Raw genomic sequence first — 20,049 nt, 5'->3', positions numbered from 1 at the left:
CACATCGTGATTATTTCAGAGACTTAAATTTGAAATGCCACTGGTGAGATGAAGATTCGTATGGTCAAATCCTTGGCCGTCAGGGATAGCATTTCTTGATAATTAAAAATAACTTTCAGGCTAAATTTTGTACGGAGAATCCTTCATGATTTTAAAAAAGCTGGCACTGGTTTCATCTGTGCTGGGAGCCTTTCTGCTCGCTGGCTGCGCCAGTGTTCCAATGGAAAATGCTCAGGAAAATGCCAAACTCAAGGCATTCCCAGTGCCGGAAAATAATATGGCGGGTCTTTATATCTACCGAGACAGCTTTGTTGGGAAGGCACTGAAGAAAGATGTTTATGTCGACTCCGCATGTCTGGGTGAGACTGCCGATCGCACTTTCCTCTATAAGCAAGTTACCGGCGGAAACAAACATGATATTTCCACCGAATCCGAGTTCTCCGATAACAAGATTTCTATTATCCCTGAGCCTGGGAAAAACTACTTCTTCCGTCAATATATCAAGATGGGCGTTTTTGTTGGTGGTGCCAACCTTGAAGCGGTTTCCGAAAGTGAAGGTAAGCGTGTAGTTTCCAAGGAAAGCGTGCAACTAGCTAAATCAGGTATTTGCAGTAGTTAATACACTCCAGAGTAAAATATTTAATTGAGAGGCACCACTGGTGCCTTTTTGTGAGGAACTTGCTTCCCGGTATTGATAATAAAAAACGGCGCCTCGCGGCGCCGTTTTTTATATCACTTACTCAACCAGAATCACTGCAGCAGGGAGATATCCGCGACTTGCAGGAACAGGTTGCGCAGGTTGTTCAGCAGCGCCAGACGGTTGGCCTTGAGGGCTTCGTCGTCGGCCATCACCATGACTTCGTTGAAGAAGGTATCGACCGGCTCGCGCAGGGCGGCCAGACGGGTGAGGGCCGCCTGATAGTCACCGGCAGCGAACAGCGGGGCCAGTTCGGCTTGCAGTTCAGCAACCTGGGTGGCCAGCGCCTTCTCGGCAGCGTCTTGCAGCAGTTCCGGTTTGACGGCAGTCGGCAATTCGCCTTCAACCTTGGCCAGAATGTTGCTGACGCGCTTGTTGGCAGCAGCCAGTGCCAGTGCGGCATCCAGACTGCGGAAGTGGCTGACGGCCTTGACGCGGCGATCGAAGTCCAGCGGACGGGTCGGGCGGCGGGCCAGCACGGCCAGCACCACATCGGCACCTATGCCTTCGTCCTGATAGGCGGCGCGGAAGCGGCCCAGCATGAAGTCGACCACGTCGGTGACGACGGTGTTGTTGGTCAGCTTGTCGCCGTAGACGCGTACCGCTTCTTCCACCAGTTCAACCAGATCCAGATTCAGCTGCTTCTCGGTCATGATGCGCAGGGCACCGATGGCGGCGCGGCGCAGGGCAAACGGATCTTTGTCACCTTTGGGCAGCATGCCGATGCCGAAGATACCGGCCAGGGTGTCGAGCTTGTCGGCCAGCGCCACGGCGCAGGCTTCCAGAGCGGACGGCAGGGCATCACCGGCGAAGCGCGGCATGTACTGCTCGTTGAGGGCCACGGCCACCACTTCGTCCTCGCCATCGTGACGGGCGTAGTGCATCCCCATGACACCCTGGGTGCTGGCGAACTCGCCGACCATGTTGGTCATGAGATCACACTTGGAGAGCAGACCGGCACGCTTGGCCTGAGCCACATTGGCGCCGATGCGCTCGGCGATAAAGCCGGCGACGGTCTCGATGCGCTCGACCTTGGCCTTGACGGTGCCCAGCTGTTGCTGGAACAGCACGGTTTCAAGGCGCGGCAGGCGGGAGGCCAGCGTCTGCTTGAGGTCGGTCTTGAAGAAGAACTCGGCGTCAGAAAGACGGGGGCGAACCACCTTCTCGTTGCCGCTGATGATCTGGCTCGGGTCTTTCGACTCTATGTTGGTGACGAAGATGAACTTCGGCAGCAGCTTGCCGTTCTTGTCGTAGACCGGGAAGTACTTCTGGTCACCCTTCATGGTGTGAACCAGCGCTTCGGCCGGCACCGCCAGGAACTTCTCTTCGAAGTTGGCGGTCAGCACCACAGGCCATTCGACCAGGGCGGTGACTTCTTCCAGCAGGGCGTCATCCAGATCGGCCACGCCACCGAAGGCGGCAGCGGCCGCTTCGGCGTCAGCCTTGATCTTGGCCTTGCGCGCCATAAAGTCGGCAACCACTTTGCCTTTTTCCAGCAGGATCTGCGGGTACTGGCTGGCGTTGTCGATTTGGAACTCAGGCTCACCCATAAAGCGGTGACCGCGAATGGTGCGGGCAGAGTCGATACCCAGAATGTGAGCGGGCACCAGATCCCCATCCAGCAGCAGGGTCACGGTGAACACCGGACGCACGAACTGGATGGTCTTGTCGCCCCAGCGCATCATTTTCGGGATGGGCAGCTTGGCCAGTGCTTGGCTAACCAGTTCGCCCAGCAGGTCTTTGGCTGGACGGCCTTCGACCTTGGCGGTGTGAACCAGCCACTCACCCTTGTCGGTGACCAGACGCTCGGCCTGTTCGACCGTGATGCCGTTACCACGAGCCCAGCCTTCGGCAGCCTTGGTCGGCTTGCCATCGGCATCGAATGCCTGGGAGACGGCCGGGCCGCGCTTCTCGACGCTCTTGCTCGGCTGCTCGCCAGCCAGCTCGCTCACCTTGAGGGCCAGACGGCGCGGTGAGGCGAACCATTCGACGTTGCCGAAGGCCAGATCGGCCTTGGTCAGCTCAGCTTTGAAGTTGTCGGCAAAGGCTTCGGCCAGGGAGCGCAGGGCTTTTGGCGGCAGCTCAGCTGTGCCGATCTCTACCAGAAATGTATGTTGTGCCATTTATTTATTCCCCTTGAATTCTTTCTTAGGGGTGCACATGGGGAAGCCCAGTGCTTCGCGGGAGGCATAGTAGGCCTCGGCCACGGCCTTGGTCAGGGTGCGAATGCGCAGTATGTAGCGCTGACGCTCGGTGACCGAGATGGCCTTGCGGGCATCCAGCAGGTTGAAGGAGTGGGCCGCTTTCAGAATGCGCTCGTAAGCGGGCAGCGGCAGCGGCGTTTCCAGTGCCAGCAGGTGCTGGGCCTCTTTCTCGTACTGCTCGAAGCAGTGGAACAGGAAGTCCACATCGGCGTGTTCGAAGTTGTAGGTGGACTGCTCCACTTCGTTCTGGTGGAACACATCGCCATAGGTGGTCTTGCCCAGCGGGCCATCGGACCAGACCAGGTCATAGACGCTGTCCACGCCCTGGATGTACATGGCCAGACGCTCGAGACCATAGGTGATCTCGCCGGTCACCGGCTTGCACTCCAGGCCGCCAACTTGCTGGAAGTAGGTGAACTGGGTCACTTCCATGCCGTTGAGCCACACTTCCCAGCCCAGACCCCAGGCACCCAGAGTCGGGTTTTCCCAGTTGTCTTCCACGAAGCGGATATCGTGGATTTCAGGATCCATGCCCAGCTCTTTCAGCGAGCCGAGGTAGAGTTCCTGAATGTTGTCGGGGGAAGGCTTGATGATCACCTGGAACTGGTAGTAGTGCTGCAGGCGGTTCGGGTTTTCACCGTAGCGGCCGTCAGTCGGACGGCGGGACGGTTGCACGTAAGCGCAGGCGATGGGCTCCGGGCCCAGGGCGCGCAGACAGGTCATGGGGTGTGAAGTACCGGCACCCACTTCCATGTCCAGCGGCTGAATAATGGTACAGCCCTGGCGGGACCAATAGTCCTGCAGCTGCAGGATCAGGCCCTGAAAGGTTTTGACATCGAATTTTTGCATAGTGTTTTTCGCGCGAAGTGAAATCAGAGCAAGATTTGCTGAATGTGAACCGAAGGAGTATACCGTCTGGCATGGTCGGATAATAGGCGAAATTGTAGGGGATTCATGGGGCGGGGCTGCGCCGGGCCTGGTTGGCCCGGGATGGAAGCCCCGTCATGTGGCCGATGAAATCCCCTTGTCGGACAGAGAGTCGGGCAGAGAAAAATAACAGGAGACGAAGAATGGAATTGCGCTGCGCCTGGGTGACCAAGGACCCGGAATATATCGAATACCATGACAAGCAGTGGGGCCGGCCGGTTTATGACGCCCGCGAGCTGTTTGCCAAGCTCTGCCTCGATGGCCAGCAGGCGGGGCTGTCGTGGATCACCATCTTGAAGCGCACCGACAGCTACTACCGCGCCTATGCGGATTTTGATCCTGTGCTGATCGCCCGGTTCGACGAGCAGGATGTGGAGCGGCTGATGCAGGACACCGGCATTATCCGCAACCGCCTCAAGGTGCAGTCGATCATCAAAAACGCCCGCGCCTATTTGGAGTTGCAAGAGCAGGGGATCGACTTCGCCGACTTCCTCTGGGGCTTCGTCGGTGGCGCTCCCATGGTCAACCAGCGGCAGGGCAACGGCGATATTCCAGCGACATCGCCAGAGTCGGATGCCATGTCGAAGGCACTCAAGAAGCTCGGCTTCAACTTCGTCGGCAGCACAATTTGCTACGCCTTCATGCAGGCAGTGGGTATGGTGAACGATCATCTGGTCAGCTGCCCCTGCCACGCCGAGTGTCAGCAGCCCGCCTGAGGCCGCTTATCGACCGTGCCAGACTCCCGCCAATAGGCTATCGGTCACGCCGAATGGCCGGGGGCTGTCGGCCACCCTCTTCCTTGTGACAAATTCGGCTGCATTTGTAGCCGAATTTGGCCCGCCAAGCGCCGCTGGCGCGCAAAAAATGCTCACTCTCGCCAGCCGTTCAGACCTGCGTCAGACAATGGCGTGATGGCGCGTTACAATCCGGCCCCCGGCATGGTGCCGGACTGTATTCATAGAGGTTTTTTCATGCGAGCCAAGATACTGGTGCCAGCCCTGGCACTGACCGTTGCCCTGAGTGGCTGTACTACCAATCCCTATACTGGCGAACAGCAGACTGGCAAGGCCGCCTGGGGTGCGCTGGCCGGCGCCGCGACGGGCGCCGCCGTGGGGGCGCTCTCCTCCAGCAAGGGGGATCGCAAGAAGGGTATTCTGACTGGCGTGGCCGCCGGCGCCGCCCTGGGTGGCGGTATCGGTTACTACATGGATGTGCAGGAAGCCAAGCTGCGCGAGAAGCTGCAGGGCACTGGCGTCAGCGTGACCCGCAATGGCGACGAGCTGATCCTCAATATGCCGAACAACGTCACTTTCGACAGCGCCAGCGCCCAGCTCAAAGCGGCCGGTGCCAATACCCTGTCCGGCGTTGCCATGGTGGTTGCCGAGTTCGACAAGACCCGCCTGAACGTGGTCGGTCACACCGACAGCACAGGCTCTCGCGATCTGAACATGAAGCTCTCCGCCCAGCGTGCCGATGCCGTAGCCGCCCAGCTGATCGGCCATGGGGTAACGGGTAGCCGTATCTCCACCCAGGGTGTGGGCCCGGATCAGCCGGTTGCCACCAACAGCACTGCCGCTGGCAAGGCTCAGAACCGCCGGGTGACCATCACCCTGATCCCGACCGCCTAAGTCGTTCCGGTTTGTGGTAACGAAAAGGCCCCGCCAGTGATGGCGGGGCCTTTTGCTATCCGGTGTTGCGGGGCTTAAACGGCCGCAGTCAGCTGCACTTCCACCTTGTAGCCTTCGTGGGCAAGGCGGGCTTGTACGCAAGCGCGTACCGGTGCCGTGCCAGCCGGGATCCAGGCATCCCACTGTTCGTTGAAGGCGGCGATATCGGCGATATCCTTCAGATAGATGTTGGCCATCAGGATCTTGTCGACTCCGGAGCCGTTGGTTTCCAGCAGGCGCTGCAGGCTGGTCAGTACTTCGCGGGTTTGCTGGTGAATGTCGGCGTCGTCCGTGGCGGGCACTTCCACCACGTAGAGGGTGCCGTTGTGGATGACCACGTCTGACCAACGCTGGGTGGTACCGACTCGGGTAATGGTTGTCATGTTTGCTCCGAAACTGGGCTTATTGACCCTTGCGGATCAGATAGCGGTAGGGGGCCTGCTCTGTCTCGCTGGCGACCAGGGTGTGATCCATAAAACGGCAGAAACTGGGGATGTCGCGAGTGGTTGAGGGATCGTCGGCGCTGACCAGCAGAGTCTCGCCCTGGGCCATCAAGCGCACTTTTTTACGCACCATCATTACGGGTTCCGGGCAACGAAGCCCGATTGCGTCCAACTCATGAGTCGCATTGCAGAATAAAGTAGTCATCAATAATCAACCTTCAACCGCACTTTCTTGCGCGCTATCGTCACGGGTTCGGGGCAACGAAGCCCGATTGCGTCCAACTCATGAGTCGCATTGCAGAATAAAGTAGTCATCAATAATCAACCTTCAACCGCACTTTCTTGCGCGCTATCGTCACGGGTTCCGGGCAACGAAGCCCGATTGCATCCAATTCATGGGTTGCGTCGCAGAATAAAGCACTCATCAATAATCAACCTTCAACCAATTCAGCTGCCAATGATACTCAAGGCGAAAAAATAATCAAACAATGAGGCCTGAATGCAGCATATGTAACCAAAGTGTGATCTAACCCTACCCACATCTCGCCTTATGAGTAATATAAAAATTGAATCATATTCAACAAGGAGGTGTGAATATGCAGGTCTCCTACGGCAGATTGCAAGCCTACGCAGGCATGGGGTTCTTGGCTTTCGCCATGATAGTGATGGGCAGCCCGATCGGTAATACCGGCACCTGGTTCGGTGCCATGGTGATGATAGGGTTGGGGCTCTGGATCGAGCTCAGCGATTACTACGACGAAGATGAGGACGAGAACGACAATCCTTGAACAGTCAGCTTTTCCCACAATGACAAAGGCGGATCACCATCCGCCTTTGTCGTTTCTGGCTGTCGAGAAAGGGACTAGCGGGTCGAGCGCATGGCCCGCTCCAGATGCAACGCCGTCTGCTGCGGATTGGCATTGGGATCGTTGAAGAAGTTGCTCAGCACATCCATGATCGCCTGGCGCATGTTGGTCGGCGTTGCCATCCCTTCCGCCATGCTGGGCAGCAGATTGCCCTCTCGCTCCGCCAGCAGAAAATCCTGATAGGAGCGCAGGGCGCAGCGATCGAACTTGCTCATGTCCGGCTTGGTGAGGGCGGGGATCGAGCCCTTCACCCGGTTGAACTCCTGCTGGAAGCGCGGCGTCATCAGCAACTGGGCCAGTTCACCCTGTGCCTGCAACTGGGCGGGATCCCGCTGCTTGAACATGGCGATGGAGTCCAGGTTATAGCTGAACAGACCGTCGCTGCCCGGGCTGGGCAGGCACTCTATGTCTTCACCCGGCCTGTAGTTGCTCACGCTCAGCTCCCCCTTCACCCAGTCCCCCATCAGCTGCATGGCGGCTTCGCCGGTTTCCAGCTGGGTGGTAGCCTGATGCCACTTCAAACCGACGAAGCTCTTGGGTACGTAGGCGCGCAACTGCTGGAAGCGAGTCAGCACCCGTACCATGTCGGGGCCGGTCAGGGTCGCGCCGTCCAGTTCGACGAAGGCCTTGCGATAGAAATCCTTGCCTCCCTCGCCCAGCGCCACCGTTTCGAACAGCACCGCCAGCTGCCAGGGTTCGTTGCCGATGGCGAGCGGTGTGATGTTCTGTGCCTTGAGCTGCTCTGCCACCACCACGAACTGGTTCCAGTCGGTGGGCGGGGTCAGCTCCAGCTTGTCGAACACCTTGCGGTTGAGCCAGAGCCAGTTGACGCGGTGAATACCGGTGGGCACCGCCATCAGGGCACCATTCTGGCTGAGGGTTTCGCGCACCATGGCCGGTAGCTGCGGATACCAGCCGAGGTGTTCGGCCATGGGGGTGAGGTCGCGCAGAAAGCCGAGTCCGGCCCACTCCCGCAACTCGTAGCCCTTGAGGTGTGCCGCTTCCGGCGGGTTGGCCGCCAGCGCCCGGCTCTTGAGTACCGTCATGGCGCTCTTGCCACCGCCGCCCTGCACAGCGAAATCGTTCCACTGGTTGCCCTGCTCGGTCCACTCGGACTTGAGCACCTCCACCGCCTTGGCCTCGCCACCGGAAGTCCACCAGTGCAGCACCTCCACCTGGGAGGCGCCTACAGGCAGGGAGAGCAGGGCGACAATGGCAAACGGGAACAACTTCATACTGTGACAGCCTTGAGTGAAGGAGAGTGGTCGGTGCCGACCGCACGCCACCCCGACACGCTGGGAGGCGGCAACGGGCGAAGAGATCAGGGCGATGACAGAAAAAGACAACCACTTCATAAGGTTACTGCCTTGGTAGGGAGAGGGTGGCCTGCAGGCCGCCCTGCGGGCGATTTTCCAGCACCAGATCGCCGCCGTGGGCGTGTGCTATGTTGCGGGCTATGCCCAGACCAAGGCCGGTGCCGGCCAGATCCGTGCTGAGCCGGTAGTAGGGCTCGAAGATGCGCTCGAACTGATCGTCCGGTAGGCCGGGGCCCTCATCCATGATAAAGAGGATCAGCATCTCCTCGTCGTCCATGATGATGATGCGCACCTTCTGGCCGTACTTGATGCCGTTGTCCACCAGGTTGCCGATGCAGCGCTTGAGCGCCAGCGGCTTGCCACGGTAGAGCTGCTTGCAGTGGCCCTCTATGGTCAGCCGTTCGTCATGCAGGTTCATGGACTCGGCCATCTGCTCCAGCATGGCGTCTATGTCCAGCTGCTCTATGTTCTCGTGGATGTCGGTGTCTTTCACCGTCTGCAGCGCCCCCTTGACCATCAGCTCCAGCTCGTCCAGATCCTTGTTGAACTTGCCGATCTGCACCTCGTCGTCGAGCAGCTCGACCCGCAGCCGCAGCCGAGTGATGGGGGTCTTGAGATCGTGGGAAATGGAGCTGAACAGTCGTTCTCTATCATCGATATAACGGCGGATGCGGTGCTGCATGATGTTGAAGGCGCGGGTCGCCGCCACGATTTCCGATGCCCCTTCCTCTTTGAGGGATGGCTGGTCTATATCCTTGCCCAGGTTGACCGCCGCCTTGGCGAGCCGACGCAGCGGGCGGGTCTGCCAGCGCACCAGCAGGAAGGTAAAGAAGCAGAGAAACACCGTCATCAGGGCGATGAAGCGCACCTGGTTGCTCGGCATCACTGTATCGTCGAGGGTCATGTAGGGGGCGGGCAGCAGAGCTGCCAGGTAGAGCCACTCGCCGGGTTCTATCTCGATCTGGGTCACCAGCACGGGCGGATTGAGCGGTTCCAGCGACAGGGTATAGCGGGCCCAGGAGGAGGGCAGATCCGCCAGCAGGGTGTCGTTGTTGAAGACGTGCAGGTCCTCGGGTCGGGAGAAATCCACCTTGATGGCCATGGCGTCCGAGAGCTTGCGGACCAGTACCCCTTGTACCTCTTTGAGCACCAGCGTTTTGCGCTCGCTGTCGGGGATGGCGCTGATGTGGATCTCTTCCTCGTTGAGTGACACGAAGAAGCGGCTCCCCCCCATATTGCGCAGCTGATCCAGCGCTATGTGGCGGTACTGCAGCGGCAGGGATTTGAAGAAGTTGACGGTGGAGGCGGCCGACAGTGCCAGATTGCGGGTGGTGCTGAGCATGCCTTCCAGCTCCCGCTTCTGGATCTGCTGCATCCAGATACCGGTGAGAATGGTCTGGGAGAGCAGGATAGCGAGCAGCAGCAGCAGCAGCATCCGCGACAGCAGGGAGCGGGGGACCAGCGCCCGCCAGAACCAGCCACTCCTCATGGGATCTCGTGCCTTTTGTCGATCAGCATGCCGTTGCTACCTTTTTACCCTTCACGGGATCTCGTGTACTTCGGCAATCAGCATATAGCCACTGCCGCGTATGGTCTTGATGATGCGCGGGCTCTTGCCGTTGTCACCCAGCTTCTGGCGCAGACGGCTGATCTGCACGTCGATGCCGCGCTCCATCGGCAGGCTCTCGCGGCCCCGGGTGGCATCGGAGATGGTGTCTCTGTCCAGCACCACGCCGGGTTGCTGCAGGAACATGCCGAGCAGCAGGGTGTCACTGCCGGAGAGATCCAGCAGGCTGCCATCGTCGTGGGTCAGCTGGTGGCTCAGGGTGTCCAGGGTCCATTCGGCAAAACGCAGGCGGCGGCTCGGTTCTTTCTCTTTTTCCGGCTGGCGAAATTCGGCGCGGCGCAGCAACGCCTTGATGCGAGCCTGCAGCTCGCGCGGGCTGAACGGCTTGGCGATGTAGTCGTCGGCGCCGAGTTCGAGGCCGATCACCCTGTCTGCCTCATCGGAGGCGGCGGTCAGCATTATGATGGGTACCTGGGAGTCGCGACGGATCTGTTGGCACAGGGTAAAGCCGTCGTCGCCTGGCATCATGATATCGAGAATAATCAGGTCCGGGCTGTGCAGGGCGAGCTGCTGACGCATCTCGTTGCCTTCCGCCGCCGTCAATACCTGGAAACCGGCCCTGGTCAGGTATTCATTGAGCAGCTCGCGGATCTCTTGGTCGTCGTCGACGATCAGCAGTTGTTTGCTCGTTGACATATGTATGTGCATCCACCCATTTTTTTGTGCAGATTGAACCTGTCGGGGGAGCAAAAAGCAAGCAAGCCCCCCATCTAATGTGAGGTTATGGGCAATATCCTCCCATATAGCGCTCTCTAAATAAAAAAGGCCGACCCAAACGGGGCGGCCAACACGCAGATTCCGACGACAGGAGATCACCCCGTGTGGCGATCTCGACAGACTCGATGAGAGGCCGGCAAGGCCGACCCCAAAAAAGACAATTCTGGCTCGCCCTCACTGTCGCAGTGAGGGCGAGCCGTTGACATCACACCCGTTCGAACACGGTTGCTATGCCCTGGCCCAGACCGATACACATGGTGGCAAGACCCAGATTGGCGTCCTTCTCCTCCATCAGATGGATCAGTGTGGTGGAGATGCGGGAGCCGGAGCATCCCAGCGGGTGACCCAGGGCGATGGCGCCACCGTTCAGGTTGACCTTCTCTTCCGCCACGTCCAGCAGTCCCAGATCCTTGACGCAAGGCAGTGACTGGGCGGCGAACGCCTCGTTCAGCTCGACCAGATCTATGTCGCCTATGGTCAGACCGGCACGCTTGAGCGCCTTCTGGGTAGCAGGCACAGGGCCATAACCCATGATGGCGGCATCGCAACCGGCCACGGCCATGGATCGCACCCTGACGCGCGGAGTCAGCCCCAGCGCCTTGGCCCGATCCGCGCTCATCACCAGCATGGCGGAGGCGCCGTCGGACAGAGCCGAGGAGGTGCCGGCGGTGACTGTGCCGTTGACCGGGTCGAACACAGGGCGCAGCTGGCTCAGGGTTTCGACCGTGGTCTCCGGGCGGATCACCTCGTCGTAGTCGTAGAAGAAGCGGGCACCGCTGGCGTCATGCCCTTCCAGACCGACGATCTCTCTGGCGAAGCGCCCTTCCACGGTCGCGGCATAGGCGCGGCGGTGGGAGCGGGCGGCAAACTCGTCCTGCTGCTGGCGGCTGATACCGTGCAGCTTGCCCAGCATCTCGGCGGTCAGCCCCATCATGCCGGAGGCCTTGGCCACCGACTTGGCCATGCCGGGGTGGAAGTCGACTCCGTGGCTCATGGGCACATGGCCCATGTGCTCGACACCGCCGATGATGAAGATGTCCCCATCACCGACCTGGATGGCGCGGGAAGCGTCATGCAGCGCCTGCATGGAGGAGCCACACAGCCGGTTGACGGTGACAGCACCTACCTGCTTGGGGATCCCCGCCAGCAGGGCGGCGTTGCGGGCTATGTTGAAGCCCTGTTCCAGGGTCTGCTGCACGCAGCCCCAGTAGATGTCCTCGATCTCGTTCGGGTCGAGGTTGGGGTTGCGCAGCAGGATGGAGCTCATCAGGTGCGCGGACAGATCTTCTGCACGCACGTTGCGGAAGGCGCCGCCCTTGGACCGGCCCATGGGGGTCCGGATACAGTCGACAATGACTACGTCTTTCATGAATGGATCTCCTTTCCGCAATCAGTAGAAGGTTTTGCCCTGGGCAGCCATCTCGCGCAAGCGGTCGCTGACACGGTAGAGCGGGCCCAAGTCGGCATACTGGTCGGCCATGGCCACGTAACGATCCAGACCTATGGTGTCCAGATAGCGGAACACGCCACCACGGAAGGGAGGGAAGCCCAGACCATAGACCAGCGCTATGTCGGCCTCGGCCGGCGTGGCGACTATGGCCTCTTCCAGGCAGAGCACCACCTCGTTGATCATGGGGATCATCATGCGGGCTATGATGGCTTCCTTGTCGAAATCCTGTTTCGGCTTGGCAATGGGGGCCAGCAGCTCGTAAGCGGCCACATCGGCCACCTTCTTCGGCTTGCCCTTCTTGTCCTGCTCGTAGGCGTAGAAGCCCTTGCCATTCTTCTGACCGAAGCGGCTGGCGTCGTACATCACGTCGATGGCGGTGCGGCCTTCCTTGCTCATGCGAGCCGGGAAGCCCTGCGCCATGACGTCACCGGCATGGTGACCTGTGTCGATGCCGACCACGTCCAGCAGATAGGCGGGGCCCATGGGCCAGCCAAACTCCTTCTCCATCACCTTGTCGACGGCGGCAAAGTCGGCGCCATCGGCAACCAGCTTGTTGAAGCCGAAGAAGTAGGGGAAGAGCACCCGGTTGACGAAGAAGCCCGGGCAGTCGTTGACCACCACCGGCGACTTGCCCATGGCAGCGGCATAGGCCACCACGCGGTTGATGGTTTCATCGGAGGTCTGCTCGCCGCGAATGATCTCGACCAGCGGCATGCGGTGCACCGGGTTGAAGAAGTGCATGCCGCAGAAGTTCTGCGGACGTTTCAGCCCCTTGGCCAGCAGGGAGATGGGGATGGTGGAGGTGTTGCTGGCGAGCACGGCGTCGTCACCGATAATGCCTTCCACTTCGCCCAGCACGGCGGCCTTCACCTTGGGATTCTCGACCACGGCTTCGACCACCAGATCCACGTGCTTGACGTTGTCATAGCTCAGGGTCGGGGTAATGGCGGAGAGCACCTGGCCCATCTTGATGCCATCGATGCGGCCCTTCTCGAGCTGGCCGTTGAGCAGCTTGGTGGCTTCACCCATGCCCAGCGCCAGCGCTTTCTCGTTGATGTCCTTCATCACAGCCGGAATGCCCTTGCTGGCAGACTGGTAGGCGATGCCGCCACCCATGATGCCGGCGCCCAGCACGGCGGCGTGGCTAGTGGCCTTGGCAGCCTGCTTGGCGGCCTTCTTGGCCAGCGCCTTGATGTGCTGATCATTGAGGAAGATGCCGACCAGCGCCTTGGCGACGTCGGTCTTGGCCAGCTTGATAAAGCCTTGTGCCTCGACCACCAAGGCCTCGTCACGGCTCATGCCGGCGGCGGCTTCGACGGTTTTCACCGCCGTCATGGGGGCCGGATAGTGCTTGCCCGCCACGGCGGCAACCATGCCGGCGGCGGTACTGAAGCTCATCATGGCTTCCAGCTTGGAGAGACGCAGCGGGGCCTTTTTGGCTGCGCGGCGGCTCTGCCAGTTCAGCTTGCCCGCGATGGCATCTTTCATCATCTGCACGGCGGCGCTGTGCAGCGCGTCGGGCGCGACCACGGCATCGACTGCACCCACCTTGAGGGCGTCATCGGCACGGTAATCCTTGCCTGTGGTGATCCACTCCAGCGCGTTGTCGGCACCGATCAGGCGCGGCAGACGAACCGTGCCGCCAAAGCCCGGCATGATGCCGAGTTTGGTTTCCGGCAGGCCGATCTTGGCGCTGGTGTCGGCCAGACGAAAATCGGTGGAGAGTATGGTCTCGCAGCCGCCGCCCAGGGCGTGGCCCTTGATGGCAGAGAGGGTCGGCACCGGCAGATCTTCGATGGCGCTGAAGATGTCGTTGGCCTTTTTCAGCCAGCCGAGCAGATCTTCTTGCGGCAGTTCGAACAGTTCCAGAAATTCGGTAATGTCGGCACCGACGATGAAGGCGTCTTTGCCGGAGGTGAGGATCAGACCCTTCAAATCGGCTTGTTGCTGTAATGCGGCGATCGCTTCGCTCAGTGAGAGCAGGGTAGCGCGATCCAGCTTGTTGACTGAACCCGGGGCATCAAACCTCAGTTCGGCAATGCCGTTTTCGAGGTAGCTGACCGACAGGGTTTCGCCTTGGTAGATCATGAGAGTGTCTCCTTGTTCCCACTCGGTGGGGGGTGTTGCTCCTTTATCCCCAGCAGGGGGCGAGGCTCACTATTGATCCAAAAGAAGACAATTTCAACACCTATTTAAAACATTTGTTTAACAGGTTTCGAGTAAAAGCTCGCCTCAGGTTAACAGTCAAAATAAAGGCGTCTGATGACGCCTTTATTAATCTTGAACCTTGTCAGCTGGCTAGTTCAGGCCGATCCCGATACTGGCTCAGCACGTCGGGATCGGCGAGAGCATGAGTATTGTTGACGGGTCTGTTGTGCACCACTTCCCGCACTGCCAGCTCCACTATCTTGCCGGACTTGGTGCGGGGGATCGCATCCACCTGCAGGATACGGGCGGGTACGTGGCGGGCCGTGCAGTGCTGCCTTACTTGCTGGCGGATGCGCTCGCGCAGGGACTCGTCCAGCTTGAGCCCGGGTTTGAGCTTGACGAACAACACCACCCGCTCGTCCTGCTGCCACTGCTGGCCGATGACGATGCTCTCTTCTACTTCCTCCAGCTGCTCGACGTAGCGGTATATCTCGCTGGTGCCGATGCGCACGCCCCCCGGATTGAGAGTGGCATCGGAGCGGCCATAGAAGAGGATGCCGCCGGTGTCGGTCAGCTCGATCCAGTCGCCGTGGCACCAGATGTTGTCGAATCGCTCGAAGTAGGCGGCGTGGTACTTGTCCCCGCTCTCGTCACCCCAAAAGCCGATGGGTTGGGCCGGGAAGGGCTTGGTGCAGACCAGTTCCCCCTTCTCGCCCTGCACCGGCTGGCCCGCCTCGTTGAACACCTGCACCGCGAGGCCAAGCCCGCGTCCCTGGCTCTCGCCGCGATAGACGGGGCTGATGGGATTACCGATGACGAAGCAGGAGCAGATGTCGGTGCCGCCGGAGATGGAGCTCAGTTGTACATCTTTTTTGATGCCTTGATAGACGTAGTCGAATCCCTCCGGCGACAGCACGGAGCCGGTGCTGCAGATGAGCCGTAGCTGTGGCAGCTGGTGGGTCTTGATCGGGGCATAGCCCTGCTTGTGCAGGGCATCCAGGTATTTGGCCGAGGTGCCGAACAGGGTAACCTGTTCATCGCGCGCCAGATCCCACAGCACCTTGCCGTCCGGGTAGAAGGGGGAGCCGTCGTAGAGCACCAGAGTGGCGCCGGAAGCGAGCGCGCTCACCAGCCAGTTCCACATCATCCAGCCGCAGGTAGTGAAGTAGAACACCCGCTCCCCCGGCTTGATGTCGCAGTGCAGCTGGTGCTCTTTCAGATGTTGCAGCAGGGTGCCGCCGATACCGTGCACGATGCATTTGGGCTTGCCGGTAGTGCCGGACGAATAGAGGATGTAGAGCGGATCGTTGAAGCCCATGGGGTCGAAGCGAAGGACGGCGTCCGGCTGGCTGGCCAGCACTTGCTGCCAGTCGTGGCCCAGTTGCAGGGGATTGCCGAGCAGGGGGATCATCACCGTCTGCTCTATGCTGTCGATCTGGCTGACCACGCCGGCCACTTTGGTCTGGATGTCGATGGCCTTACCGTTGTAGCGATAGCCATCCACCGCAAACAACACCCTGGGCCGGGTCTGGCCGAAGCGCTCCACCACGCTGGCCTCGCCAAAGTCGGGGCTGGTGGAGGTCCAGATAGCGCCCAGGCTGGTGGTTGCCAGCATGGCCACCACGGTTTCCGGGATATTGGGCAGGTAGGCGGCGACCACGTCGCCCCGACCTATCCCCTGGCTGCGCAGCCACTGGGTCAGTCTGGCCACCTGATCCGCCAGTTCACGCCAGCTCAGGGTGCGGCTTGGGCTGCCTTCGATGCGGGAGATAATGGCCAGACTCTCATCCTGGCGGCGCAGCAGGTTTTCGGCGAAGTTGAGTCGGCTATCGGGGAACCAGCGGGTGCGCTGCATATCCTGGCGGTTCTCTGCCACTATGTCGCCGAGTTCCCCTTTGACACCGCAGTGCTGCCACACCAGAGGCCAGAAGCGGGTAGTTTTTTCCACCGACCACTGATAGAGCTGGGCATAGTTGTGCAGTTGCAGGCCGTGGAAGCGGTTGACCTCGCCCATAAACTGCTGGAGATTGGATTGTTGAATCCTGTCCTGATCCGGTTGCCACAGGCAAAGATTGTGCATGAGTAGTCCCTGACTGCATGTATCTACCGGCAGTGTATTGAATTGTTTTTTATTTGTTAATGATTGGTTTTTGTTTCATAACAAAAGCTTTGTAACGTATGCGTTACCTCACGAAGCGATAGCTTGACGGTTCGAGCCTTGATTCGCTTGATGTTATGCTGAAATCACATTTTCCCCGGAGCAGGACGCCATGAGCAGCTACAGCCAACTTTTTGCCCAGCACCTCGATACCTTGCAGCATCGTACCCGCGACATACTGCAACAGCAGGGGCTCAGCGGCCTGGCCATCCACTCCGGCCAGACTCACCGTATCTTCCTCGACGATCAGGATTATCCCTTCAAGGTGAATCCGCACTTCAAGGCCTGGCTGCCGGTGCTGGACAATCCCCACTGCTGGTTGCTGGTGGATGGTGTGAGCAAGCCGGTGTTGCTGTTCTACCGGCCGGTGGATTTCTGGCACAAGGTGGCAGAGCTGCCCAATGCCTTCTGGGTCGACTTCTTCGACATCCGCTTCCTGACGAGGCCGGAGCAGATCGCCGATCACCTGCCTGCCAGCAAGCAGGAGTGGGCTTATCTGGGCGGTCATCTGGAAGTGGCCGAGCTGCTGGGGCTGGGTCAGCCCAACCCGGAAGCCGTGCTCAACTATCTGCACTATCACCGCGCCTACAAGACCCCCTACGAGCTGGAGTGCCTGCGCGAAGCGAATCGCATCGGTGTGCGTGGCCACATCGCGGCCAAGGACTCCTTCATGGCGGGGGCGAGCGAGTTCGAGATCAACTTGGCTTATATGAAAGCCGTTGGCCAAGGGGCCAATGACGCGCCTTACGGCAATATCGTTGCCATCAACCGCAACGCGGCCATCCTCCACTACACCCATCTTTCCGCACTGCGTGTGCCGGATGCGGAACGTTACTCCTTCCTCATTGATGCAGGGGTGGACTTTCACGGTTATGCCTCCGACATTACCCGCACCTGGGCCTGGCGCAGGGGCGAGTTTGCCGATCTGATTGCGACGCTGGACTCACAACAGCAGGAGATTATCGAGGAGATCAAGCCGGGTCTGCGTTACAGCGAGCTGCATCTGCAGATGCACCACAAGCTGGCGCGACTACTGCAGTCCGTGGAGCTGGTAGACATGTCAGTGGATGAGATGATCCACACCGGCGTGACCAATGTCTTCTTCCCCCACGGCCTGGGTCACTTCCTTGGCCTGCAAGTCCACGACGCGGGCGGTTTCATGCAGGATGAGCGCGGTACGCACCTGTCTGCCCCCGAACAGTTCCCCTACCTGCGTTGCACCCGGGTGATGGAGGTGGGCCAGGTGTTCACCATAGAGCCGGGTCTCTACTTCATCGACAGTCTGCTGGAGCCACTGCGTCAGAGTGAGCAGGGCAAACGAGTCAACTGGAACAAGGTGGAAGCGCTGCGTCCGTTCGGCGGCATCCGTATCGAGGACAACATAGTGCTGCATGCCAACGGGGTGGAGAATATGACGAGACAAGCGGGTCTCTGATGGCGGCTGGCTATTCCATCCCTGCCGCGCCGCTGGAGCTGAGTGAAGAGATCAAGAAGAGCCGCTTCATCACGTTTATTGCCCATACACCGACGGTCGAGGTGGCCAAGGCGTGGGTAAACGAGATAAAGCAGTTGCACCCCGGGGCCCGGCATCACTGCTGGGCTTTTGTCGCCGGGCCACCGCAAGATAGTCAGGTTTACGGCTTCAGCGATGATGGCGAGCCTTCGGGGACTGCTGGCAAGCCTATGTTGGCCCAGCTGATGGGATCCGGACTGGGTGAGATAGCCGCTGTTGTGGTGCGCTACTACGGTGGCGTGTTACTGGGTACCGGCGGTCTGGTCAAGGCCTATGGTGGCGGTGTCGGCACAGCCCTCAAGCGACTCGAGACTCAGATCAGGCATCAGCAAACCCCTTCTCTCATCCAGTGTGATTACACCGACATGGGCGCGGTAGAGGCGCTGCTCAGCAGCCATCGAGGTCAGGTACTGGATGCCGATTATGGTGCTCGCGTCACTTTGCAGGTCGCGTGGGAATCCTCTGTTTGGACCCAGGTTGATCGGGAATTGACCGACCGCACCCATGGACGGGTATCCCTTCGCTCCTTAGATGGCTAGAATCCATCGCTCTTTTAGCCTGAAGAGGGAGCCGGAATGCACATTCTGAGCATTATTCGCATCGTTGGCCTGCTGGTTGCGCTGTTCAGCTCGACCATGTTGTTGCCCGCCATGGTTGCGTTTGGTTATCGGGATGGTGGTGGTGCCGAGTTTGTCAGCTCCTTTTTTATCGCGCTTCTGCTTGGCGTGCTGCTCTGGTTCCCCAACCGCCACCACAAGAAGGAACTCAGATCGAAAGAGGGTTTCCTCATCGTCGTCTTGTTCTGGACTGTGCTGGGCAGTGTGGGTGCAGTCCCGTTCATTATCGGCGACGTCCCCGGCATGTCGGTCTCGGAGGCCTTTTTCGAATCTTTCTCCGGCCTGACCACCACGGGAGCGACCGTGCTGACCGGGCTGGATAACCTGCCCAAGGCCTTCCTGTTCTATCGTCAGTTGCTGCAGTGGCTGGGGGGAATGGGGATCATAGTGCTGGCGGTCGCCATCTTGCCGCTGCTCGGCATCGGTGGCATGCAGCTTTACCGTGCCGAGATCCCGGGGCCGGTCAAGGATACCAAGGTGACGCCACGCATTGCCGAGACTGCCAAGGCGCTCTGGTTCATCTATCTCTTGCTGACCATGCTCTGCGCTCTTGCCTACTGGCTGGCGGGGATGTCGCTGTTCGACGCCATCTGCCACTCCTTTTCCAGCCTCTCCATCGGTGGTTTCTCCACCCACGACGCCAGCATAGGCTTTTTCAATAGTCCGGCGATAAACCTCATCACAGTGTGCTTCCTGCTGATCGGCAGCATCAACTTCGGCCTGCATTTCATGGTGTTTACCCATACGCCGGTGCGTCTGCTGAGCTATCTGCGCGATCCTGAAGTAAAAGTGTTCCTCGGTATCCAGCTGTTCCTGTTTTTGTTCTGCGCGGCCGTGCTGCTGCATCACAACCACTATGAACATTGGCAGGAGACCCTCAACCACGCCCTGTTTCAATCGGTATCGCTCGGCACTACCACGGGTTACAGCACCACCAGTTATGCGGATTGGCCCTCTATCCTGCCCATGATGCTGATGTTCTCTTCCTTTATTGGTTGCTGCGCCGGCAGTACCGGAGGGGGCATCAAGGTGATGCGCTTCATGATCCTGTTCATGCAGGGGGTGCGGGAGTTGAAGCGGCTGGTGCATCCGCGCGCCGTCTATACCCTCAAGCTGGGCCGCAAGGCGGTGTCGGACCGCATCGTCGAGGCAGTATGGGGTTTCTTCGCCACTTACATTATTCTGTTTGTGCTGTTCATGCTGGCACTGATCGCCACCGGGATGAATGAGGTGACAGCTTTCTCTGCTGTGGCGGCGACGTTGACCAACGTGGGACCGGGTCTGGGGGATGTGGCCTCCAACTTTGCCGGTACCAGCGCCGCAGCAAAATGGATACTGATCCTGGCCATGTTGTTTGGTCGATTGGAAATTTTCACGCTTCTGGTACTGTTTACCCCCGCATTCTGGCGTAGTTGAGGTTGTTATGGACAAGATTCTGGTGCTTTATTCCTCTCGGGACGGCCAAACCCGCAAAATCATAGATGTCATGCTGGAGGAGATGCCGGGATGTGAGGTGGTGATGCATGATCTGCATACCCTGCCCATGTGCAACCTCAGCAAGTACAAGAAGGTGCTGATCGGCGCATCTATTCGTTATGGTAATTTTCATCCCAGCTTGCTCAGCTTTATCCACGCTCATCAGGAGCAGTTGGAGGTGGCCAACGCTGCCTTCTTCTGCGTCAATCTGACCGCGCGCAAG

Annotated in this window: 18 protein-coding genes and 1 pseudogene (1 of these 19 cut by a window edge); 8 read left to right on the top strand and 11 right to left on the bottom strand. The window is 59.5% G+C overall.

Annotated features, from left to right (window positions below; genetic code table 11):
- The first annotated feature begins 145 nt into the window (after window positions 1-145).
- On the top strand, window positions 146-619 hold the full coding sequence (locus tag ONZ54_RS22115; RefSeq protein WP_017413184.1) for a DUF2846 domain-containing protein: 474 nt from the start codon (window positions 146-148) through the stop codon (window positions 617-619).
- Between the two features lie 131 nt (window positions 620-750).
- Here the strand turns inward: ONZ54_RS22115 and glyS are convergent, their stop codons facing one another.
- Both glyS and glyQ read right to left on the bottom strand, forming a co-directional pair.
- Complete coding sequence (glyS, locus tag ONZ54_RS22110) at window positions 751-2,820, bottom strand: glycine--tRNA ligase subunit beta (RefSeq protein WP_271787172.1); 2,070 nt, start codon at window positions 2,818-2,820, stop codon at window positions 751-753.
- Window positions 2,821-3,750, bottom strand: a complete 930-nt coding sequence (glyQ, locus tag ONZ54_RS22105; protein ID WP_125609288.1) for a glycine--tRNA ligase subunit alpha — start codon at window positions 3,748-3,750, stop codon at window positions 2,821-2,823.
- Window positions 3,751-3,971: 221 nt separating this feature from the next.
- Here glyQ and ONZ54_RS22100 point away from each other — a divergent pair, with 221 nt between their 5' ends.
- Together ONZ54_RS22100 and ONZ54_RS22095 are read left to right on the top strand one after the other, a co-directional pair.
- Complete coding sequence (locus ONZ54_RS22100; RefSeq protein WP_271787171.1) at window positions 3,972-4,544, top strand: DNA-3-methyladenine glycosylase I; 573 nt, start codon at window positions 3,972-3,974, stop codon at window positions 4,542-4,544.
- A 255-nt stretch (window positions 4,545-4,799) separates the two neighbouring features.
- Window positions 4,800-5,456: an OmpA family lipoprotein gene (locus ONZ54_RS22095; RefSeq protein WP_271787170.1), complete on the top strand. Its 657-nt coding sequence runs from the start codon at window positions 4,800-4,802 to the stop codon at window positions 5,454-5,456.
- Between the two features lie 74 nt (window positions 5,457-5,530).
- On the opposite strand, the gene ONZ54_RS22090 is transcribed toward ONZ54_RS22095, so the two are convergent.
- The 3 genes and pseudogenes from ONZ54_RS22090 to ONZ54_RS22075 form a co-directional block, all read right to left on the bottom strand.
- Window positions 5,531-5,878, bottom strand: a complete 348-nt coding sequence (locus ONZ54_RS22090; protein ID WP_265432165.1) for a RidA family protein — start codon at window positions 5,876-5,878, stop codon at window positions 5,531-5,533.
- 19 nt (window positions 5,879-5,897) lie between these two features.
- The gene (gene tusA, locus ONZ54_RS22085) at window positions 5,898-6,143 is read right to left on the bottom strand and encodes a sulfurtransferase TusA (protein ID WP_058395855.1); all 246 of its coding nucleotides are present in this window, start codon (window positions 6,141-6,143) and stop codon (window positions 5,898-5,900) included.
- 124 nt (window positions 6,144-6,267) lie between these two features.
- A pseudogene (locus ONZ54_RS22075) lies at window positions 6,268-6,363 on the bottom strand (sulfurtransferase TusA family protein); the annotation flags it as partial.
- A 171-nt stretch (window positions 6,364-6,534) separates the two neighbouring features.
- Between ONZ54_RS22075 and ONZ54_RS22070 the strand changes: the two are divergent.
- On the top strand, window positions 6,535-6,726 hold the full coding sequence (locus ONZ54_RS22070) for a hypothetical protein (protein ID WP_005320579.1): 192 nt from the start codon (window positions 6,535-6,537) through the stop codon (window positions 6,724-6,726).
- A 74-nt stretch (window positions 6,727-6,800) separates the two neighbouring features.
- On the opposite strand, the gene ONZ54_RS22065 is transcribed toward ONZ54_RS22070, so the two are convergent.
- The 6 genes from ONZ54_RS22065 to ONZ54_RS22040 all read right to left on the bottom strand — a co-directional run bounded on the left by ONZ54_RS22065 (window position 6,801) and on the right by ONZ54_RS22040 (window position 16,142).
- On the bottom strand, window positions 6,801-8,039 hold the full coding sequence (locus ONZ54_RS22065; RefSeq protein ID WP_111589752.1) for an ABC transporter substrate-binding protein: 1,239 nt from the start codon (window positions 8,037-8,039) through the stop codon (window positions 6,801-6,803).
- Window positions 8,040-8,163: 124 nt separating this feature from the next.
- The gene (locus ONZ54_RS22060) at window positions 8,164-9,609 is read right to left on the bottom strand and encodes an ATP-binding protein (protein ID WP_021140662.1); all 1,446 of its coding nucleotides are present in this window, start codon (window positions 9,607-9,609) and stop codon (window positions 8,164-8,166) included.
- Between the two features lie 51 nt (window positions 9,610-9,660).
- Window positions 9,661-10,383, bottom strand: coding sequence for a response regulator (locus ONZ54_RS22055; protein WP_271787169.1), 723 nt, complete (start codon window positions 10,381-10,383; stop codon window positions 9,661-9,663).
- Between the two features lie 286 nt (window positions 10,384-10,669).
- Entirely contained in the window at window positions 10,670-11,833 is a 1,164-nt protein-coding gene (gene fadA, locus ONZ54_RS22050) for an acetyl-CoA C-acyltransferase FadA (protein ID WP_005320563.1), read from the bottom strand.
- A gap of 21 nt (window positions 11,834-11,854) precedes the next feature.
- Window positions 11,855-14,002, bottom strand: a complete 2,148-nt coding sequence (gene fadB / locus ONZ54_RS22045) for a fatty acid oxidation complex subunit alpha FadB (RefSeq protein ID WP_271787168.1) — start codon at window positions 14,000-14,002, stop codon at window positions 11,855-11,857.
- A gap of 202 nt (window positions 14,003-14,204) precedes the next feature.
- On the bottom strand, window positions 14,205-16,142 hold the full coding sequence (locus ONZ54_RS22040; protein ID WP_271787167.1) for an acetoacetate--CoA ligase: 1,938 nt from the start codon (window positions 16,140-16,142) through the stop codon (window positions 14,205-14,207).
- A 190-nt stretch (window positions 16,143-16,332) separates the two neighbouring features.
- Between ONZ54_RS22040 and pepQ the strand changes: the two genes are divergently transcribed.
- The 4 genes in view from pepQ to hemG are tightly spaced (at most 36 nt apart) and all read left to right on the top strand, a layout consistent with a single transcriptional unit that may run on beyond the window.
- A complete protein-coding gene (gene pepQ, locus ONZ54_RS22035; protein WP_271787166.1) occupies window positions 16,333-17,655 on the top strand; it encodes a Xaa-Pro dipeptidase in 1,323 nt (440 codons plus the stop codon).
- A complete protein-coding gene (locus ONZ54_RS22030) occupies window positions 17,655-18,272 on the top strand; it encodes a YigZ family protein (protein WP_271787165.1) in 618 nt (205 codons plus the stop codon). Before pepQ ends, ONZ54_RS22030 begins: the two co-directional genes overlap by 1 nt.
- Before the next feature lie 36 nt (window positions 18,273-18,308).
- Window positions 18,309-19,766 carry a TrkH family potassium uptake protein gene (locus ONZ54_RS22025; protein ID WP_021140667.1) on the top strand — a complete coding sequence of 486 codons (1,458 nt, stop codon included), beginning with the start codon at window positions 18,309-18,311 and terminating at the stop codon, window positions 19,764-19,766.
- Between the two features lie 7 nt (window positions 19,767-19,773).
- Window positions 19,774-20,049: the 5' portion of a menaquinone-dependent protoporphyrinogen IX dehydrogenase gene (hemG, locus tag ONZ54_RS22020; protein ID WP_005320546.1), read on the top strand. The gene runs 249 nt beyond the window's last position; only the first 276 of its 525 coding nucleotides appear in the window; it begins with the start codon at window positions 19,774-19,776; its stop codon lies beyond the right edge, outside the window.

Source organism: Aeromonas salmonicida (genome assembly GCF_028355655.1).
In the GTDB taxonomy this organism is placed as follows: Bacteria; Pseudomonadota; Gammaproteobacteria; order Enterobacterales; family Aeromonadaceae; genus Aeromonas; species Aeromonas salmonicida.
Note: the sequence above shows the minus strand (reverse complement) of the source record. Positions and strands in the feature narration are given on the sequence as shown.

What these genes read in the sequence shown, in the direction of transcription:
- ONZ54_RS22070 (WP_005320579.1), top strand. Translation starts at nt 6,535, where the DNA reads ATGCAGGTCTCCTACGGCAGATTGCAAGCCTACGCAGGCATGGGGTTC.
- ONZ54_RS22040 (WP_271787167.1), bottom strand. Translation starts at nt 16,142, where the DNA reads ATGCACAATCTTTGCCTGTGGCAACCGGATCAGGACAGGATTCAACAA.
- ONZ54_RS22030 (WP_271787165.1), top strand. Translation starts at nt 17,655, where the DNA reads ATGGCGGCTGGCTATTCCATCCCTGCCGCGCCGCTGGAGCTGAGTGAA.
- ONZ54_RS22065 (WP_111589752.1), bottom strand. Translation starts at nt 8,039, where the DNA reads ATGAAGTTGTTCCCGTTTGCCATTGTCGCCCTGCTCTCCCTGCCTGTA.
- pepQ (WP_271787166.1), top strand. Translation starts at nt 16,333, where the DNA reads ATGAGCAGCTACAGCCAACTTTTTGCCCAGCACCTCGATACCTTGCAG.
- ONZ54_RS22095 (WP_271787170.1), top strand. Translation starts at nt 4,800, where the DNA reads ATGCGAGCCAAGATACTGGTGCCAGCCCTGGCACTGACCGTTGCCCTG.
- ONZ54_RS22090 (WP_265432165.1), bottom strand. Translation starts at nt 5,878, where the DNA reads ATGACAACCATTACCCGAGTCGGTACCACCCAGCGTTGGTCAGACGTG.
- ONZ54_RS22025 (WP_021140667.1), top strand. Translation starts at nt 18,309, where the DNA reads ATGCACATTCTGAGCATTATTCGCATCGTTGGCCTGCTGGTTGCGCTG.
- ONZ54_RS22060 (WP_021140662.1), bottom strand. Translation starts at nt 9,609, where the DNA reads ATGAGGAGTGGCTGGTTCTGGCGGGCGCTGGTCCCCCGCTCCCTGCTG.
- ONZ54_RS22055 (WP_271787169.1), bottom strand. Translation starts at nt 10,383, where the DNA reads ATGTCAACGAGCAAACAACTGCTGATCGTCGACGACGACCAAGAGATC.
- tusA (WP_058395855.1), bottom strand. Translation starts at nt 6,143, where the DNA reads ATGACTACTTTATTCTGCAATGCGACTCATGAGTTGGACGCAATCGGG.
- ONZ54_RS22115 (WP_017413184.1), top strand. Translation starts at nt 146, where the DNA reads ATGATTTTAAAAAAGCTGGCACTGGTTTCATCTGTGCTGGGAGCCTTT.
- fadA (WP_005320563.1), bottom strand. Translation starts at nt 11,833, where the DNA reads ATGAAAGACGTAGTCATTGTCGACTGTATCCGGACCCCCATGGGCCGG.
- glyS (WP_271787172.1), bottom strand. Translation starts at nt 2,820, where the DNA reads ATGGCACAACATACATTTCTGGTAGAGATCGGCACAGCTGAGCTGCCG.
- ONZ54_RS22100 (WP_271787171.1), top strand. Translation starts at nt 3,972, where the DNA reads ATGGAATTGCGCTGCGCCTGGGTGACCAAGGACCCGGAATATATCGAA.
- glyQ (WP_125609288.1), bottom strand. Translation starts at nt 3,750, where the DNA reads ATGCAAAAATTCGATGTCAAAACCTTTCAGGGCCTGATCCTGCAGCTG.
- fadB (WP_271787168.1), bottom strand. Translation starts at nt 14,002, where the DNA reads ATGATCTACCAAGGCGAAACCCTGTCGGTCAGCTACCTCGAAAACGGC.